14 protein-coding genes are annotated in these 19,731 nt (G+C 45.4%); 12 read left to right on the forward strand and 2 right to left on the reverse strand.

Annotation, left to right across the window (positions count from 1 at the left end):
- The first annotated feature begins 239 nt into the window (after positions 1-239).
- From ACI4J0_RS01235 to ACI4J0_RS01245, 3 genes are all read left to right on the forward strand, one after another.
- On the forward strand, positions 240-1,028 hold the full coding sequence (locus tag ACI4J0_RS01235) for a MerR family transcriptional regulator (RefSeq protein ID WP_439763996.1): 789 nt from the start codon (positions 240-242) through the stop codon (positions 1,026-1,028).
- A 121-nt stretch (positions 1,029-1,149) separates the two neighbouring features.
- Entirely contained in the window at positions 1,150-2,076 is a 927-nt protein-coding gene (locus ACI4J0_RS01240) for an alpha/beta hydrolase (RefSeq protein WP_439763997.1), read from the forward strand.
- On the forward strand, positions 2,064-3,653 hold the full coding sequence (locus ACI4J0_RS01245) for a glycoside hydrolase family 9 protein (protein WP_439763998.1): 1,590 nt from the start codon (positions 2,064-2,066) through the stop codon (positions 3,651-3,653). Before ACI4J0_RS01240 ends, ACI4J0_RS01245 begins: the two co-directional genes overlap by 13 nt.
- Positions 3,654-3,721: 68 nt before the next feature.
- On the opposite strand, the gene ACI4J0_RS01250 is transcribed toward ACI4J0_RS01245, so the two are convergent.
- Complete coding sequence (locus tag ACI4J0_RS01250; RefSeq protein ID WP_439763999.1) at positions 3,722-4,807, reverse strand: GGDEF domain-containing protein; 1,086 nt, start codon at positions 4,805-4,807, stop codon at positions 3,722-3,724.
- Between the two features lie 260 nt (positions 4,808-5,067).
- Here ACI4J0_RS01250 and ACI4J0_RS01255 point away from each other — a divergent pair, with 260 nt between their 5' ends.
- The 7 genes from ACI4J0_RS01255 (at position 5,068) to ACI4J0_RS01285 (ending at position 14,950) form a co-directional block, all read left to right on the forward strand.
- On the forward strand, positions 5,068-6,078 hold the full coding sequence (locus tag ACI4J0_RS01255; protein WP_439764000.1) for a LacI family DNA-binding transcriptional regulator: 1,011 nt from the start codon (positions 5,068-5,070) through the stop codon (positions 6,076-6,078).
- Positions 6,075-7,562, forward strand: a complete 1,488-nt coding sequence (malQ, locus tag ACI4J0_RS01260; protein ID WP_439764001.1) for a 4-alpha-glucanotransferase — start codon at positions 6,075-6,077, stop codon at positions 7,560-7,562. The genes ACI4J0_RS01255 and malQ overlap by 4 nt, the downstream gene beginning before the upstream one ends.
- A gap of 3 nt (positions 7,563-7,565) precedes the next feature.
- Complete coding sequence (locus tag ACI4J0_RS01265) at positions 7,566-9,923, forward strand: glycogen/starch/alpha-glucan phosphorylase (RefSeq protein WP_439764002.1); 2,358 nt, start codon at positions 7,566-7,568, stop codon at positions 9,921-9,923.
- 185 nt (positions 9,924-10,108) lie between these two features.
- Entirely contained in the window at positions 10,109-11,395 is a 1,287-nt protein-coding gene (locus tag ACI4J0_RS01270) for an extracellular solute-binding protein (protein ID WP_439764003.1), read from the forward strand.
- A 156-nt stretch (positions 11,396-11,551) separates the two neighbouring features.
- Positions 11,552-13,048, forward strand: a complete 1,497-nt coding sequence (locus ACI4J0_RS01275; RefSeq protein ID WP_439764004.1) for a carbohydrate ABC transporter permease — start codon at positions 11,552-11,554, stop codon at positions 13,046-13,048.
- On the forward strand, positions 13,048-13,914 hold the full coding sequence (locus tag ACI4J0_RS01280; RefSeq protein ID WP_439764005.1) for a sugar ABC transporter permease: 867 nt from the start codon (positions 13,048-13,050) through the stop codon (positions 13,912-13,914). Before ACI4J0_RS01275 ends, ACI4J0_RS01280 begins: the two co-directional genes overlap by 1 nt.
- Before the next feature lie 31 nt (positions 13,915-13,945).
- Complete coding sequence (locus tag ACI4J0_RS01285; protein ID WP_439764006.1) at positions 13,946-14,950, forward strand: LacI family DNA-binding transcriptional regulator; 1,005 nt, start codon at positions 13,946-13,948, stop codon at positions 14,948-14,950.
- A 45-nt stretch (positions 14,951-14,995) separates the two neighbouring features.
- Here ACI4J0_RS01285 and ACI4J0_RS01290 read toward each other — a convergent pair whose 3' ends face one another.
- Positions 14,996-16,174: an HD-GYP domain-containing protein gene (locus ACI4J0_RS01290; RefSeq protein ID WP_439764007.1), complete on the reverse strand. Its 1,179-nt coding sequence runs from the start codon at positions 16,172-16,174 to the stop codon at positions 14,996-14,998.
- A 292-nt stretch (positions 16,175-16,466) separates the two neighbouring features.
- On the opposite strand from ACI4J0_RS01290, the gene ACI4J0_RS01295 reads away from it, so the two are divergent.
- Positions 16,467-17,555 (forward strand): hypothetical protein, encoded by a 1,089-nt coding sequence (locus ACI4J0_RS01295; RefSeq protein WP_439764008.1) that lies wholly within the window; start codon positions 16,467-16,469, stop codon positions 17,553-17,555.
- On the forward strand, positions 17,545-19,689 hold the full coding sequence (locus ACI4J0_RS01300; protein WP_439764009.1) for an AAA family ATPase: 2,145 nt from the start codon (positions 17,545-17,547) through the stop codon (positions 19,687-19,689). The genes ACI4J0_RS01295 and ACI4J0_RS01300 overlap by 11 nt, the downstream gene beginning before the upstream one ends.
- Positions 19,690-19,731 lie beyond the last annotated feature (42 nt).

A 19,731-nucleotide genomic window follows, 5' to 3' on the forward strand; every position in this document is an offset into this window, starting at 1 on the left:
TGTTTCTTGCCGAGGACAGCAAGATAAAGGACCCGAGTATTCTGGAGCAGATAAAATAATAATTTACTCAGGCATAGCCGTAAAAGGGTTATGCCTGATTTTTTTAATACAAAGCCACTGCAGTTCTCAATACGGCAAGTACGGCATTATCCCTTGAAAATCCCAAAGTAATATGGTATAATTGTAAAAATACTTATTGGCAAGAATGTCTGTTATCTTATGATTTTGGAGAAATGAAAATGTACAGTATAGGAGTGTTTTCAAAGCTTACAAGAACTACCGTAGCCGCTCTCAGATTTTATGACAGAGAAGGCATATTCAAGCCTGCATACACCGATGAAAAAACAGGGTACAGATACTATCTTTCCTCTCAGCTTTCGGAGCTTCAGGAGATCATTTCTCTGCGGCAGACAGGTATGTCTGTGGAGCAGATAAAGGAGATATCGGTTTGTACGGATAAAGGCAGGTATCTGTCCGAATATCATAAGCAGCTTGAAAATAAGCTTTCCGAAATGCAAAGGCAGCTGAAAAAGCTTGAACTTATGCAAAGCGGACAAGACAGCTATAAGGCCGCAGTCAAGGACATTCCGGAATGTAAAGTTTTTTTCAGAACAGCTTCCGTTGAAAGCAATAAAAAGCTGTATGATTTTATAAGCGATACCGAACGTGAGTTTTTCACCCGATACAGCGGACTTAAAACCGCTGTGCCCGATTACTGCTTTCTGACATACCTTGACAATGAATACCGCTGTGAAAATATGACGGTTGAATACAGTATGGCAGTCGCCCCCTGCGAAAGAGAAGCTGACGGCATCGAATTTAAGTATCTTAAAGGATGTCGGGCAGCCTGTCTGTATTTTAATGGCTCAAACAAATACATAGGTGCAGCTTTTGCATATCTGTACGACTGGATAAACAAAAGCGGATACATACCCTGCGGTGCTCCGAGAGAGCGCTACATAGACGGTATGTGGAATGTGGATTCGGTTGATAGGTGGCTTACGGAGATACAGATACCTATTGAATAATATTGCACAAAATTTCGTGTTGGGCTTGTGCTATATCACGATTTTTTCAAAACCGCTTGACTCTATCCTTACATCAGAGTTTATAATATCCGTAACATCTTTGATGAAAGGATATGGTCATATGAAAAAGCGAATAATTGCGGTATGCGTACTTAGCCTTATGGTGTCTGTGTTTATATGCGGCTGCCAAAACAGTTCTCCCGACAGTTCGGATACAGGCGGGGAGATGGTCACAGAAGCAATTGCAGACACAGAAAAAACAGGCAGATATTCCGAAAATATCTTTGAAAATATCACGTTGGAAAAAGATATTGTTTACGCTGTGAAAAAGGACAGCAAACAGGCAGATACCGAGCTGAAGCTTGATGTTTACAGCCCCGGGGGTGATACCGAAAATGCCCGCCCCGTAATTATCTGGGTACACGGCGGGGGAATGTACACGGGCGGAAAGAGTGAAAGCTGGGAGCCCGCTGTCATGCTTGCCTCAGATCTTGCAAAAAAAGGCTATGTCTGCATTTCCATAGATTACCGTCTTGACCCCGAATGGGAGCAAAACGGTACATTCAACGAAGCTATAAAAAATGCCGCTGAGGACGTTGCTTCCGCAGTTGAATGGGTAAGGGAGAATGGGGCGGCCTATGGCATGGACGACAGTAAGATTGTCCTGGGCGGATATTCCTCAGGCGCTGAAATTGCGGATAATTTCTATTTCAGCAATTATCTTTGCAGCGAAAAAACAGTTGACAAAAGCGGGATAAAAGCCGTTATCTCCATAAGCGGCAACAGATTGTTTTTTGACAGCTCCGCCTGCTCGGGCGATGAAAATGTTAAATGTCTTATCCTTCACGGCGACTCGGACGATATAAATCCCTTGTCGGACGCAGAGACCTTTTTATCGCAGCTCGGCGAGCGCGGAGAAATGAAGACCATGCCCGGAAACGGTCATTTCTGGCTTGATAATGATGAACAGAAGGCTTTCCTTGAAGAAAATATCACCGAATTTCTGCTCAGAGAAGTAATTTCGGAGGAGTATCTATGGACAAAATAGTATTAAATCAGATAGGCTATCTGCCGAAAGCCGAAAAAAAGGCAGTTTTCAGAGGCGAATGCTCCGATAAGGAGTTTGAGGTCGTGGACGCTCTGAATAATTCGGTGGTATTTACAGGAAAAATATCCGAAAAAGGTCACAGCGCTTCATCGGGCGAAAATGTATGCACGGGCGATTTTTCTGAGGTCACCGAAGCAGGTGAGTATTATATCCGTTCGGAAAGCTGCGGCAGTTCTTTTCCTTTTAAGATAGGCGGAAATGTGTTTGACAGGCTTCTCAGGGACTCTGTCCGTATGATGTATTTTCAGCGCTGCGGAACGGAGCTTGACGAAAAATATGCAGGAAAATTCTCGCATAAGCCCTGTCATATGCATAAGGCATATCTTTACGGCACCGATGAGAGCATTGATGTATCGGGCGGGTGGCACGACGCCGGAGATTACGGAAGATATACCGTTGCTGCTGCGGTCACAGCTGCACAGCTGCTGCTTGCGTATGAAAAGGCTCCGTCTCTTTTTACGGACGATACGGGTATCCCCGAAAGCGGAAACGGCGTTCCCGATATCCTTGACGAGGTGAAGTATTGTCTTGACTGGCTGTTTAAAATGCAGACCCCCGATGGAGGAGTATATCACAAAGTTACCTGTGCGGATTTCCCAGGATATGTTATGCCCGAGGAGGAGACGGACAGACTTATAATATGCCCTGTTTCAAAAACAGCTTCGGCTGATCTTGCTGCTGTAATGGCTATGGCATATGAAAGCTTCAAGGATATTTATCCCGATCACGCATTAAAATGCTTAGCTGCCGCCGAAAGGGCATGGACTTTTCTTGAAAACGGCGGAGGGACGATAATAACGGAAAATCCCCCGGGTATCGTTACAGGCGCATACGGTGACGATAGCTGTGACGATGAACTTTACTGGGCTGCAGCACAGCTTTATAAGGCGACGGGCAGGGAAAAATACAGGTCGTATTTTGAAAAAGCTGCCCATGAAAATGTATTTGCGGGCTTCGGCTGGAGAAATGTGGGGCATTTCGGAAATATCGCCTATCTGAGCCTTGACGATGAAATGAAAGACCCGTCTGTTTCCGAAATGATAAGCAAAGCGGTGATAAAGGAGGCGGAGCATTATATTTCCTGTGCCGCTTCCGACGGATACGGTTCAGCTTTAGAGCATTATTGGTGGGGGAGCAATATGCAGATAATGAGCTGCGGAATGACCCTTATGCTCGCATATCGGCTGACTGAGGACCCATTGTATTATAACGCCGCAGCCGAGCAGCTGAACTATCTTCTCGGGAAAAATCCTTTGGGTATGTGCTTTGTCACAGGTCACGGAACACGTTCGCCTCATGACCCTCATCACAGACTGTCAGCAGCAATGGGTGAGGCTGTAAAGGGTATGGTCGTAGGAGGGGCGGACGAGGAGCTTGAGGACCCTGTTGTCAAGGAAAAATGCAAAGCTGCCTTCCCTGCAATGTGTTACATAGACGACCATAACAGCTATTCCACAAATGAGACAGACACCTATTGGAACTCACTTCTGACCTTGCTGCTCGTCTGGATATATTAAAAGGATGTATTAAAATAAGAAAGTGCCGCTTATTATCAAGCTTGACCCGGTAATAAGCGGCACTTTCGTTATGCACGTATTTCTCCGCCGCAGAGATCTTTATATTTTTGTTTGTCCTTGTACATCTCGGCATCAGCTCGTGCGCACACTTTGTCAAAATCCTCGGCTGTGATGTATGCGGCACCCAGAGCGCAGGTGTAAGGCGTATTTTTCATTTCCGAGCGGATATCATCGAGCATTTTTTCAACAGTGCTCTGTTCTGTCCCGGTGCATAGTATCACAAATTCATCGCCGCCTGTGCGGTAAAGGGTGCAGCCTTTGGAAAGAACGTTTTCTATAGTATTCACAACCGCACATATAGCTTCATCGCCCTTGGCGTGACCTTGGATATCGTTGATCTTTTTCAGGTCGTTCAGATCTGCGGAGACCACCGCAGTCAGCTCCGCTCTGTGCTTCTCCGAATCGATATACAGGCAGCGTCGGTTGCGTGCACCGGTCAGAGGGTCGCGTTTGAAGCTTTCCACACAGAAAAATGAGGAATACAGAACAATGGAAAGAGTGTATGCGTTTCTGATAACACCGTGCATTCCTGCAAACGACTCCATCAGCATCGCAATAACATTGACAATTACTATCAAAAATACAAGGAGTCCCTCCGAATAATCCTTGTTGCAGAATTTCCTGAACGTAAGCACCATCATAATGATAAGATAAATTATGCTTACAATATGTGCGGAAAATCCCAAAGGCCCTCTTACAAATTTATTTGCGGAGTCATATGAATAAGCAATATCTGTAAAGAAAGCCGAAAAAGCAACCAGCATATTGATAGGCATGGGCAAAATGATAAGAGCTCTTGACAGATCACTTATCTTTTTATCCCTCAGAAGCAGCATAACAAAAAGATAACATATCATAGGACGTACTGAGTAGCCGACCGCAGATAAGAATATCCTGAGAGCTGTCGGTCTGTCGAGACTTGCTGTCCATAATTCGGCGCAGTAAGCGATCATTTCAATGACCGTCAGTACAAGGCTCTGAGCGAAAACAGCGTTTATCTTTTTTGGAAAGATGGAATTTATCATCAGAAAAGCCGACATATATACAATTATTACCAGAGTGGGGAAATTCATTTCAATAAACCATTTTATCATAGTGTCACTCTCCCGGCGCTCATTTTGTGCAGATCTTTTTTTTAATTATATCACAGTAATTTGACTCTGTCAATTAACGGATATGTTACAAAAATTTTTTTCACGAAACATACTTAAAAGACTTTTTCGTTTAGTGCGAAACATAGATCTTTTGCCGAAAGTATTGCTTTTTTTTGATATATATGATAAACTCTGACTGTCGGAAACGTTACCGATAACGTTTCCGACAGTCAGAGTTTTTTCGAGGCGGTGAAATATCATTGACAATAAAGGATATTGCAAGGCTTTCGGGATGTGCCGTAAGCACAGTATCGAGAGCGCTGAACGATCACCCCGATGTGAATGCCGAAACCAAGGAACGCATATGCAGGATAGTAAAAGAGTATAACTACTGCCCGAACCGCAATGCAAAGCTTTTAAAGCAAACCTCGGGAAAAACTGTACTGCTTATTGTCAAGGGCAGCGCTAATCTGTTTTTTACACCCATACTTGAGCAGATACAGTCTGCGGCGGGGAAAAAAGGCTTATCAGTTACCGTGAGCTACATAAGCGAAACTGACAATGAGGTCTCCGAGGCGCTGCACCTGTGTGAAGAAATGAAGCCTATCGGGATAATTTTTCTCGGCGGAAACATATGCATTTTCCGCAAGTGCTTCGACAGGATAAATATTCCCTGCGTCCTCTGCACAGCGTATGCAGGAAAGCTTGGTTTTGCAAATCTTTCATCGGTCAGCGTAAATGACTTTCTTGGAGGAAAAGCGGCTGCACGTAAGCTGTGTGAGCTGGGTCATCGTAAGATAGGCATATTAAGCGGCGACTACAAATCTGCGGGACCCTTCTGCGAGCGCTTCGGGGGCATATGCGAAACTCTGTCGGAGTATGGCATCACCGATGTGGAGAATGTGACCGAGATCTGCGAATTTTCCTTCCGCTCGGCATATGAGAAGGCGTGGAAGCTGATCTCGGAGCACGGCGATATAACGGCGGTGATCGCTATGTCGGATATAATGGCAATAGGCGCTGTAAGGGCATTCGGGGATATGAAGCTTAAAATTCCCGATGATATTTCCGTTATCGGTTTTGACGGACTGGAGCTTGCGGATTTTTACACTCCCAGGATAACTACCTTTCATCAGCCTGTGGACAAGCTTGCCGAGATAACGGTAAAAATGCTTATTGATATGATTGAGCATAATGATGAGGCATCTCATATTCTGCTTGACGCCGAATATGTCAGAGGTGAAACAGTCAGGGAAAGAGGGGTCGTATGAGAAAAAGCGGTATTTTATTTCACATTGCCTGCCTGCCGAATGATTACGGCATAGGTACCATGGGCAAAGAAGCATACGAATTTGTGGATTATCTGAAAGAATGCGGTCAGTCCATATGGCAGATACTTCCCTTGTCGCCCACAAGCTTCGGCGATTCACCCTATCAGAGCTTTTCGATATTTGCGGGCAATCCTTATTTTATCAGTCTTGAAGCTCTTGAAGAAGAAGGACTGCTTAAAAGAGAGGAATACGGGGAGATAAAGTGGCGTGAGGACGAACGGTATATCGACTACGGAACGATTTATGAAAATATCTACATCGTCCTGAAAAAAGCATATCTTAGGTTTATCGAAAATGATGATATGAAAGAAATGCTTCGCCGCTTTTCCGAGGATAACCCATGGGTCCATGAATATGCGCTGTTTATGGCGCTCAAAACAGTCCACGGCGGCAGACCCTGGAACGAATGGGACGAGCCCTTGCGAATGCGCGATGAGAATGCGCTCAGGGCAGCGCGTGAGCAGTATGCCGAGGAGATAGATTTTCAGAAATTTATGCAGTTTAAATTTTCCGAGCAGTGGGAACGTCTCAAGGCATATGCAAATAAAAATGGCATACAAATAATCGGCGATATCCCAATTTACTGTGCATATGACAGCTGTGATGTCTGGTGTGAGCCTCAGCTTTTCGAGCTTGATGAAAACAGAGTTCCCGTTGTTGTGGCAGGCTTTCCGCCCGACTGCTTCTCGGCGGACGGTCAGCTCTGGGGAAATCCCATATACAACTGGCAGCGCATGAAGGAAGAGAATTTCGACTGGTGGGTAAAGCGCATAGCCTATGCCAAAAAGCTGTATGATATTGTGAGGATAGACCATTTTATCGGCTTTGAAAGATACTATGCCATACCCTACGGCGATACTACCGCACGTAACGGAAAGTGGCGTCAGGGACCTTCCTATGAGCTTTTCAGCGAGATGATCCGCCGCACCGGCAAGGGAAATATCATTGCGGAGGATCTGGGGATAGTGACCCCCGCAGTCAGAAGGCTGTTAAAAAAGACGGGATATCCCGGAATGAAGGTGCTGCAGTTTGCCTTTGACCCTGAGGGAAAAAGCGAATATATGCCGCAGAACTACAGCAGCAGAAACTGTGCGGTATACACCTCTACTCATGACAGCGACACCGTCGCAGGGTGGGTAAGACATAACAAAAGGGGGGATAACAGATTTTGCCGTGAATATCTGAATGTCAGAAAAAATTCCGACATTCCTCATGCAATGATACGTCTTGCGTGGCAGAGCACAGCCGATATTGCCATGACCACCATCCAGGAAATGTGCGGATATGGCAGCGAAGCGCGTATCAACGTCCCTTCAACTATCGGCAGCAACTGGAGATGGAGAGCGGTCAGATCGGATTTTTCAGCGGAAAATGCAGATATGCTCAGACGTCTTACCGAAATATGCAACAGAAAGGAAAAGTAAGCTATGAAAATCGAAAATTTACAGGCAAAGATCAGGGCAGAGCTTGAAAAAAATAGCGGCAGCACCGAAAAGTTTACTCCCGAACAGCTTCACAACGGCGTTTCCGCGGTGGTGATGAACGAGCTTCGTCCCGAATGGGATAAAAGCAGGGCAGCCCATGACAGCGCCAGAAAGGCAAGCTATCTTTCAATGGAATTTCTTGTGGGCAGAGCGATATATAACAATATGCTCTGTCTGGGAATTACAGAGGACGTTTCCGCGGCGCTTGAGGCTATGGGAGCGGATATCAACGATATGGAAGAGATAGAGGACGCAGCTCTCGGAAACGGCGGTCTCGGTCGTCTTGCAGCCTGCTTCCTTGACAGCGCGGCATCTCTTTCCCTTCCCCTTGACGGATACGGTATCCGCTATAAGTACGGACTTTTCAAGCAGAGCATCGAAAACGGATTTCAGTGCGAGACTGCCGATGACTGGTCCCGTTTCGGAGACCCCTGGAGCATAAGGCGTGACAGCGAGGCTGTGACCGTTCATTTTGCAGATCTTGACGTTAAGGCGGTTCCCTATGATTATCCTGTTATAGGCTATGGCTGCGATAATATCGGAACTCTTCGCTTATGGCAGGCGGAGACGGAGAATGAATTTGATTTCGGGCTCTTCAACAGCGGAAAATTCTCCGAGGCAAGCGAGCTTAAACGCCGTGCGGAGGATATTTCAAGAGTGCTTTATCCCAATGACGAGACCGATGAGGGCAAAAAGCTCCGTCTGAGACAGGAATACTTTTTCAGCGCAGCCGCTGTTGCCGATCTTATGAGAAAGCACCGCAGACTGTTCGGAAATATGGAAAGCTTTGCCGAATATAACGTTATCCAGCTTAACGATACCCACCCCGTTATCGCAGTTCCCGAGCTTATCCGCAGGCTTATGAACGAGGAAGGATATTCCTTTGAGAAGGCATTTGATACTGCACGGAAGGTGTTCTGCTACACAAATCACACCATAATGGCGGAGGCGCTTGAAAAGTGGAATATCCGTCTTATCAAGGAAATACTCCCCGATATATACAGCATTATCATTATGATAAACGAGCATTTCCATTCCGAGACCATACGCAGGAATATTTCTGCCGAAAGCAGAGACAATATGCGTATTATCAAGGGCGATACCGTTCATATGGCGAATATGGCTGTGTATGTGTCTTCATATGTAAACGGCGTTGCAAGGATACATACGGAACTTCTTAAATCTACCGTTCTCAGTGACTGGTACAAGCTTTATCCCGAGCGCTTTACAAACAAGACCAACGGAATTACTCAGAGAAGGTGGCTTGCACTCTGCGATCCCGGGCTTTCCGCACTTATCACCGAGCTGCTTGGCGATGACAGCTGGATAACCGACCTTGACAGACTTGCGGAGCTGAAAAAGTATGCGGACGATGAGAACGTTCTGAACAGGTTTATAGAGATAAAAAATGCAAACAAGCACAGACTTGCAGCATATATTTCCGAGAACGAGCATATTGACATCGACCCCGATATGATATTCGACATTCAGATAAAGCGTCTCCACGAATACAAGCGTCAGCTTATGAATGCTCTGTCAATACTGTACCTTTACTTTGAGATAAAAGAGGGCAGGCTGAAGGACATCGTTCCCACAGCCTATATCTTCGGCGCAAAGGCTGCTCCCGGATATTACCGAGCGAAGGGCATTATCAAGCTTATCGGCGAGATAGGCAGGCTCGTAAATTCCGACCCGGATACAAGAGACCTGATAAAGGTGGTATTTGTCAGCAATTACCGCGTTACCTATGCCGAGAAGCTGGTTGCCGCCGCCGATGTTTCCGAGCAGATATCTATGGCTGGAACGGAGGCTTCGGGTACGGGCAATATGAAGCTTATGCTCAACGGCGCAGTAACTCTCGGTACCCTTGACGGCGCAAATGTTGAGATAGCCGAGGAGGCAGGTGCGGAAAACAATTATATTTTCGGCGCCACTGTTGAGGAGCTTGAAAAGCTGCTTCCCGAATACGATGCCCGTGCTGCAGCGGAAAATGACCCGAAGATAAAGCGTGTGCTGAACGCACTTATTGACGGCACATTGGACGATAACGGCACAGGTATGTTCAGAGAGCTTTATTTCTCCCTCATGGACGGCGCAAGCTGGCACAAGCCCGATAATTACTATGTTATCGGCGATCTCATGAGCTATATTGACGCAAAGCTTAAAGTAAATTCCGATTATAAGGACAGGATATCTTTTGCGAGAAAATGCTGGCTCAATATGTGCAGCGCAGGCAAGTTCAGCTCCGACAGGACAATTGCCGAATATGCCGATGAGATATGGAAGATCAGGAAGATATAGTCATTTTGTATAATGGAATATTTTACTATTTGTTGATAGTTACAAATCTACAAAATGTGCGTATCTTTTCGAAAAAAATTAGCAAAAACGCTTGACAAATCTAAAGCGTGGTGTTATACTTTAATTAAAGTTTCGAAACAAAAATAAAGTATCGAAACAAAACGAAAATACAGGAGGAAAAGATTATGAAAAGCAGAAGATTTATTGGTGCACTGGCAGCTATGGCTATTACAGGAACACTTTTTGCAGGCTGTTCAAATTCAGCCGATACGGGAAATACGGAAAACGGAGGCAATGCAGGGGGCAATGCAGCAGCAGGCGGAGAAGCGGTAACACTTACCGTCTGGGGACCTCAGGAGGGTCAGGAATCCCTCAAGAAAATGTGCGAATCCTTTGCAGCAGCAAACCCCGATAAGAGCTATACCTTCAACTATGGCGTTGTCAGCGAGGCTGACGCAAAGAAGGAGGCCCTCAAGGACATTTCCGCAGCAGCCGATGTATTCGCCTTTGCTTCCGACCAGACAGGCGAGCTTGTTTCCGCAGGCGCTCTTTACAGAATTACCAAGAACAAGGAGCAGATAGTTGCCGATAATTCCGAGCCTTCCATACAGGCAGCAACGGTTGACGGCGAGCTTTACGGCTATCCCTTCGTTTCCGATACATACTTTATGTATTACGACAAGTCCAAGTTCACCGAAGAAGAGGTGCTTTCACTTGACGTAATGCTTGCAAAGGATATTGACGGAACATCAACAAACTTTGCATTCGATACCGATAACGGCTGGTATCAGTCGGCATTCTTCTTCGGCGCAGGCTGCAAGCTTTTCGGAGATGACGGCACAGATCCCACACAGTGCGATTTCAACAATGACAGAGGTCTTCTTGTAGGCGAGTATCTTATCGACCTTGTTAAAAATCCCAAGTTCGGAGCAAACATGGACGACGGTCTTATCAAGGCAGGCTTTGCCGACGGCTCTGTTGCAGCGGCTGTAACAGGAACATGGAACGCTGCCGATATCCAGGCATCCCTCGGCGATAACTATGCTGCAACAAAGCTCCCCAGCATTACTCTTCCCAACGGCGAAAGCGTTCAGCTGGGCGGCATGGCAAACTTCAAGATCATGGGCGTAAATTCCGAGACAAAAAATCCTCTCGACGCAATGGCACTTGCAGAATGGCTCACAAACTATGACAATCAGGTAATAAATTTTGAAGAGCGTTCATTTGCTCCTTCAAATGTAAAACTTGCAGCAGACACAGAAAAGCTCAATTCCAATATAGCAGTAGCAGCTCTTGCACAGCAGGCTCAGTACGCAACCGTTCAGACCTCCATTCCTCAGTCGGGCAACTACTGGACACCCGCAGAGGCATTCGGTCAGGACCTCATCGCTGGCAATATCACAAAGGATAATCTCCAGGAAAAGCTTGATAAGTATGTTGAATCCGTTCTTTCGGCACTTACAAGCGAGTAATCTCAGCTAACCTTTTTTCTCCTTAAATAAAGCCTGTTATCCGCAAGCGATATTGCGGATAACAGCTTTGAACAAGTATCCGAAATGTTCGGATATTTGTTTAAAGCTGTATCGGGGCTTTATCAAATGAAAATAAAATTATACGGAGGGATCGATATGACGCAGTTAGAATATTTCCTTTTGCCGTGGTATACGAAGCTTATTGTTAAGATCGTGGAGACTGTCAAAGGAGCTGTATTGGGAATAGTGAATTTCTTCAGGGGAATTCCCAAAAATGTGTCCTCATTTTTCAGAAAGCTGGGAGACGGCTTTAAAAATTTCGGAAAGACCTTTGCCGAAGGCGGGTTGCGCACAAAGCTGTCCTTCTTTATAATGGGCATGGGAAATCTTTTCAGAGGACAGATAGTACGAGGCTTGCTTTTCCTTGCTTCTGAGGTGTCGTACATATGGTATATGGTGACCAGCGGCGCAGGCTGCATTGCAGGGCTTAAAACTCTCGGAACTGTCCGGCGCGGCTGGTATTTCGACGAGGAGCTCGGAATTGATGTTATGCGCGAAAACGGCGATAACTCAATGCTCATACTTCTTTACGGAATACTCGCATTGTTTGTGACAGCGGTATTTATTGCAGTTTATCTGAACAATGTCTCATCTGCCGCAGAGGCTGAGAAGCTTTCAAAGGCAGGCTCAAAGCTCCCCAAATTCAAAGATGATGTGGCAGCGCTTCTTGACGGCAAGTTCCACAAAACACTTCTTGCTTTCCCCATTGCAGGCGTTCTGATATTTACCATAATCCCTCTGGTCTATATGATACTCCTTGCCTTCACCAATTACGACAAGGATCATCAGGTTCCCGCAAATCTGTTCACCTGGGTAGGACTTGACAATTTCAAAACAATGCTCGGGGCAAATTCCGTTCTTTCTCAGACCTTCTGGCCTGTTCTGGGCTGGACCCTTGTATGGGCTGTATTTGCAACATTTCTGAACTATGTTTTCGGAATTATCCTTGCAATGCTCATCAATAAAAAGGGAATTAGATTTAAATCGTTTTACAGAACTCTTTTTGTTCTGGCGATCGCAGTTCCCCAGTTCGTTTCCCTGCTTGTAATGAAGAATATGCTTGCAGAGGCAGGACCCGTGAATGTGCTTCTTATGGAGCTTGGTCTTATTGACACCCCGCTGCCCTTCTTCACCGACCCTACCTGGGCAAGAGTAACGGTAATTCTCGTAAACCTCTGGATAGGTATTCCCTACACAATGCTCATAACCTCCGGTATCCTCATGAATATCCCCGAGGACCTTTATGAAGCAGCAAGGATAGACGGTGCGTCTCCCTTTGTTATGTTTACGAAGATAACAATGCCCTACGTGCTTTTTGTTACCACACCATACCTTATCACACAGTTTATCGGAAATATCAACAACTTTAACGTCATCTACTTCCTCACAGGCGGAACTCCCGCAACACTTGATTACTATCAGGCAGGAAAGACAGACCTGCTCGTTACATGGCTCTACAAGCTTACAGTCAACTCGAGAGACTATTGCTATGCGTCCACCATCGGAATACTCGTGTTTGTTATCTGCTCGGTCATCTCGCTGATAACATTCCGTAATTCTCAGTCCTACAATAATGAGGAGGCGTTCCAGTAATGTTTGATCTGAATAAATCATACAAGGCACAGCAGAAATTCACAAACGGCTTTATACAGATACTGCTGCTGGTTCTCGGCATCATCTGGATACTGCCCCTGTGCTGGGTGATACTCACATCCTTCCGTGAAGAACCCGGTTCCTACACCAGCTACTTCTGGCCCAAGGGCTTCACCGTAAATAACTACGTAAATCTTATAACAAAGGATCAGCAGTTCCACTTTACAAAATGGTTTGCCAATACTCTTCTTGTGTCGGTAATATCCTGCATCGGTTCTACACTTATCGTGCTTGCAGTCTCCTTTGCACTCAGCCGTCTGCGCTTTAAAATGAGAAAGCCGCTGATGAATGTAGCGCTTATTCTCGGAATGTTCCCCGGATTTATGTCAATGATAGCAGTTTACTACATACTCAAGGGTATGAATCTTCTGAACGAACCTCTTGTATGCCTTACCCTTGTTTATATCGCAGGCTCGGGACTTCAGTATTATATTGCAAAGGGATTTTTTGACACAGTTCCCAAGGCGCTTGACGAATCCGCCTATCTGGACGGCGCAACAAAGTCACAGGTATTCTTCAAGATAACTCTTCCGCTTTCAAAGCCGATAATCGTATATACTATCCTCACTTCCTTTATGGCACCCTGGATAGATTATATCTTCCCCAGCATCATCTGCGGCTCGAATTATGAGAGCTATACCGTTGCGCTGGGAATGTTCAAAATGCTTGAAAGAGAATTTATCGGAGCGTATTATACACAGTTTGCGGCGGGTGCGGTACTCGTTTCCATTCCTATCGCAGCACTGTTTATTTCAATGCAGAAATACTATGTTGAGGGTGTTACAGGCGGCGCTGTAAAGGGCTGATACTTCATCTGTCTTCAATAAAAAGGGAGGAATGAGCTTGGGCAAAAGAGTCACGATACAGGACATTGCCGATAAAATGAAATTGTCCAAAAGTACGGTATCAAAGGCGATCTCGGGTGCTACCGATATCAGCGACGAGACTCGCGAGAGCATAATGAGATGTGCTGCCGAGATGGGATATTATATCAGTCCCGAGCGTATGCTCAGAAAGAAGAACGTGGCAGTCCTCGTATACGGCATACATTACGGAACAAGCAGCCAGTTCGGCTATGAGATAATCGCAGGCGTTCAGGCTGCCGCTGTGGAGAATAATATCGGTCTGAATATTATTTCGGTCACAGAGGATCAGGTCAATACGGGAAACTATGACCATCTTGTGATCGGCAACGGCTATGAGGGGATATTCTTTCTCGGCTTCAGACCTCATATTGACTTTATCGAGCGCAACAAGGGGCACAATCTCCCCATGGTGGTCCTGGATAACTACATTGAAAATCCCCTTGTGGCAAGAGTAGGCTGCGACAATGCCGACGGTATATCTCAGGCAGTAAAATATCTTTACCGCAAGGGACACCGACAGATCGGCTTTATCGGGGGAGAGGCGGACAGCATCGTTACCGTGGAGCGAAAGAACGCTTTTCTGAGCAATATGGAGGAGCTGGGACTGACCGTTGCCGACGGCACTGTGAAATGCGGTCATTTCTCGGGAAGAGGCATAAAAAAGCTGACTCTTGACATAGCCAAAACGGGTGTAACAGCTATCGTGTGCATAAGCGATGTAATTGCCTCGGCAGCAGTGAAGGAGCTTGTAAAGGCGGGCTACCACGTTCCGCAGGATATAAGCGTTACAGGCTATGACAATCTTCCTGCTGCGGAATACTGCTCTCCCGCGCTTACAACTATAAACCAGAACAGGATACACATAGGAAAGGCTGCATTTTATACCATGATGCAGATAAAAAACGGAATACAGATCAGCTCGGTGCAGCTTCATACAAACCTTGTTGAGCGGGACTCGGTTGCTGATATAAATTGAGAAACAGAATGAAACAGAGCGTGAGGTCACTACTCACGCTCTGTTTCATTCATCGGGATATCGTTTCATTATTTCAATGAATTTATCAAAGTTCTGAACAAATGCATCTACCACCTCGGGGTCAAACTGCTTTCCGCTCTGGGAAACTATCTCATCATAAGCTTCCTCAGGCGCCCAAGGCTTTTTGTATGCTCTGCGGCTTACCAGAGCGTCAAAAACATCGGCTAAAGCCACACATCTTGCATAAGGCGCAATATTATCGCCGCGGATACCCATATAACCTGTACCGTCCCATTTTTCGTGGTGCTGGTAGGCAATTTCCGTTGACATTTTAAATAATTCTCCCGGAGAGGTCTCAAGCATCTGTTTTCCGTATTTAATGTGGTCTTTTACGATATCAAATTCCTCGGCGGTAAGTTTTCCGGGCTTTTCCAGAATATTTTCGGGTATCATAATTTTTCCCACATCATGCATCATAGCAGCCAGACTTATCTTCCAGCTTTCTTCTGCGCTGTATCCAAGACTTCTGCATAAGACCTCCGTATATTCGGAAACACGCTTTACATGCTGTCCTGTATTTTCCGACTTGTTTTCAATTATCTGGGAAAGTGACAAAATAAGATTTTCCTGGTCTTCATATAGCTCTTTGTTTTTATTTGCAAGAGTATCGACCAGCTTTTCTATTCTGTCCGAAATGAACAGGCAGATTATTACCACAGCACAAAATTCAATTGTCCGCTGGATTATCCCATACAGTATAGTGCCCTTTAAAGTGATCAGCGGTTCATCGGGAACAACTTTTAAATAATATGCCGCAAAATGGGATATCACTATCATGGGGATACTCAGTACAGAGGTGTAAATGACATATTTTCTTTCGTTGTAAAGACAGGACATCACTAATGGAAATACTAACATTATGATGGTGTGATAAGAAAGGGTGGCATATTGCAGACCTGACTGAAATACCATGAGCCCTAAAATAAAATATCTCATTCCGACAGAGCTGATCTTTAGGATATTGCAGAGCAGGGTCGGCAAAAAGAAATTAACTATTGATACTGCCACAGTTAAATACAAGGGGAGCGGCTCGATCTTAAATACTCCCGAAATATTTAATACCGCGACCAATAACATAAATCCGATCATTAACCGACAGACAAAAGCAAGACGTTTATCGGCATTTTCCCTGTATTCATTTATAATTTTATCTGAGAAATTCATACGTCATTATCCTTTCGGAAGCAAATGGAAAAATATTTTCAAAAATGACAAATTATACTATTTTTATTATACTCCAATACAATGATTTAGTCAAGCAGCATTATGGAATAAATCGGAAAAGGTCATCTGCGGCTGCTATAAAATGCTCCTGCCGCTCTGCTAAAAAAACAGCCGAAGGGTCGGTTTTTTATTATAGATGTGATATGATCAGCGAGGAAATAATATGCTTGAAAAAATCGCGCTCATATAGTATAATAGAAATAAAGCAAATCACTGCAAAGGATTGAGCATTTTGGATAGTTATATGGACAAAAAAGAGCTTGCCATAGCAGGAATTTCCGAGGCAGAGCTTATAAAATATTATATTATGCCCGACGGTGTAACGGGGCTGCTTGTGATAAAGGGGACAGAGGTGTTTAATCTTTCGGCGGGGGAAGAGCATTTTGACAGCTTGGAGCAGGCGGCGGTAAGGGCATATGCCGCCTGTCCCGAGGCAGCGGCAGATGATTATACCCGTGAGATACTGAAAGGGAGAATGGGAGCGGATATATCCCCAATGCTTGGGCAGTATGAGAGCGCAGACGGCGCTTATGAAAAAGGTCTGCCCTTTGAAAAGGACTCCGTCTCGGCTTTACGCCTTATGATGGAATATTATCTTGAAATGATATATGACAAGCTGGGATACACAGCGATGTTCCCATCGGAACTCAAAGGGTACCGCAGAAAATATACCCTTAGTTTCAGACTGAGCGGCGAGCGGAAAGCTATCCCGTTTTCGTACAGCGAAAAAGGCAGCTGCTTTGAAATGGTGTTCGGCAATGTTATCGCACCCTCCGACAGTATAAAGCTTTCGGTAAAATATTCCTTCGGGGTCATAACAGCCGCCGCCGATGTGAGATGCGGCAAGCGTATGCGGATAGAGAACACATTTGATATTATCCATAAAGCGGAAAAGCTCAGGATATTCGACGAGACGGAAATAGTATATGACGGCAGCAAAGCTCTGGCTTCATCGCCAGAGAATGATACCGAGGAGATAAAAATGCTTTCCGGCGGCGGCAGCTGTGAAATGATGAAGCTTCCCTTCGGCAGGGCTTACTGTTTTTATTCGGATAATAAGACCGAAATAATAGTATCTCAGAAGGAGTCAGATGACAAAGCTTCGTTTTTGTATCATTCCGAGCGGGAATATCTGTCTTGTGACACGAGCATTGTGACCGACAGCTTTAATGCTGTTCATGAGATATTCCGCAGTGACGGAAAAATGAGCATCTGCACGCATTTCCTTCCGACAGATTCTTTTTCACGAGGGATATACAAGCAGAAATATGAAAACCGATATTTTTACCGCAGCATAGGGGGCAGGGAAAATGGCAGCTAAAAAAAGCAAATTCGATACAGTTGCAGAGCAGATAAAGTCACTTATAAATAAAGACGGAAGATATGCCTTGTTCAGCGCATACTTAAATGACATAAAGAAAAATCCCGAAAAAAATCCTTTCGGTTCCATTGAACTGCTGGGAGAGCTGGCAGAGAGAATTCTGGTGCTGAAAAAATACGGAAGCATAAAAGAGGCGCTTGATGACGCGGAGGAAATATACAGCACGGTCATTCCTCTTGGTGAGAAAACGGAAAACTATGAATTTCTGGAAGCCGTTTTTCTTAAAATATTTGAGAAAGACGGGATATATGCCTTTGATATTTTTTCCGCGCCGCTGTATACCTGCTTTGCGGACAAGCTCATATACATAAGCGTGATGAATTCGCTTATGTATATCCACAAGGTCCAGGATAATATTGAGCTGATATCCGATTATGCCGTGGCTGTACGTCAGTATTATACGGACGAGCAGGCATTCGGCTCAGCGGTCATAAATGCGGCGGAAAAGCTGTCGCTTGCGGGGGACAAGTCCGAGGTGATGAAGAACCTTGTTTCGCTTGCCCGGAGGTCTGCGGGAATATATGATGTCAGCGAGGAGCTGCTCAGTGCTGCGGATATCAATACAAGAAAGGCGGAAATGCTGCTTGAGAGTGCCGAGAAAAAGCTTGCCGCATCGGAAAAGCATTCCGCAGGCTACAAGGCTCTGGCAGAGAGCTGCGAGCAGACCCTTAAAAGCATATCGGTATCCGAAACACAAAGCATACGCAGCGAGGCGTCTGCCGCTATCCTCGATGTAAAGCGTGCGTATGAGGAAATGCTTGCAGCGGAGCAGAAAAGGCTTGATTTTGACAAGGACAAGCTGCTTCGGGATATTATTGACTCTGCGGACAAGAAAATAAGAGAGCTTCGCATGATATCCGAAAGCATAAAGGAAAGCACATCTGCCGATCTTTACAGAATAAACACCGAGGCAAACAGAGCGGCAGAACGGGCTGCCGAAATGCTTCAGAGCGACGAGATAAAAAATATAATAAAAGAGCTTAATCAGACTGAGGGACTTGTTGAGAAGATAATCCACGTTGAGCAGTTCAGCAGAAATTTTGATGAGGAGACTATGGCTGTAAAGGCTGTGCCTGTATCTGTTCCTGCGGCTTCGGTGCCTGCTTCGCCGTCTGTGGATGAAACATACAGCGCCCCGCCCGATATGACGGTGAATTTCTTCTTCAATGAAAGCGTTGCCTTTGCCGACAGGTTTGCTGAACTGAACAGGATAAAGGAAAAGGACATAAACGAGAACGGCGCTCTTTATCATGACAGATTTAACGATGTTATCACAGCGGTGATCGAAAATTCCAATCCCTATCTTATCGGTCCGTCGGGCTGCGGAAAGACCTTTCTTGTGCAGCAGATAGCTTCTCTGCTTGGCGTTGAATTTATCGATATCGGCTACATAAACGAGGAGTATGACATTATCGGCTTCCAGACAGCGTCCGGGGGATATAATTATCCTGCGTTCTACAGAGCATACAAATACGGCGGGATAGTTTTCTGCGACGAATTTGACAATTCCAATTCCAGGGCGGCGGTAAAGCTCAACAGCTTTATGTCGGGGGGAAGAAATGCAAGCTATTGTTTCCCCAATGGCGAGAGAGTGATGCGTCACCCCAATTTCAGGATAATCGCCGCGGGAAATACAGCAGGCAGCGGTGCCGACAGAAATTACAGCACCCGTGAAAAGATAGAGGAATCTGTCCAGCAGAGATTTACGGCAATGTATGTAAGCTATGACAACCGCCTTGAAAATCAGATATTAGCCGATTATCCGCAGTGGTTTGATTTTGCTGTTCAGTTTCGCAGTGCCACCGATAAATGGAGCCGTGCAAATGACTGCTCCGCTCCGGGAATATTTACCACCCGTGACGCGGCAACTATCAAAAAATATCTCGATCACCAAAGCTTTGACGAAGCGGCAATTATAAATTACGAATTTATTGAGACAAAGGATACCGAATATCTTCTTTATATCGTAAAGCAGATGGAAGAATACTATGCCGAAGAGCGTGAAAGCTCTGCTATATTTGAGCTGTTCAGAGACCGTGTATCGGAGATAGCGGGGAATGGGGGAATACGATGAGCTCCTCTCCCGTAACGGAAATTATCCCGTACAAATTTATGA

Origin of the sequence: Huintestinicola sp. (assembly GCF_051882455.1) — a bacterium.
GTDB lineage: Bacteria > Bacillota > Clostridia > Oscillospirales > Ruminococcaceae > Huintestinicola.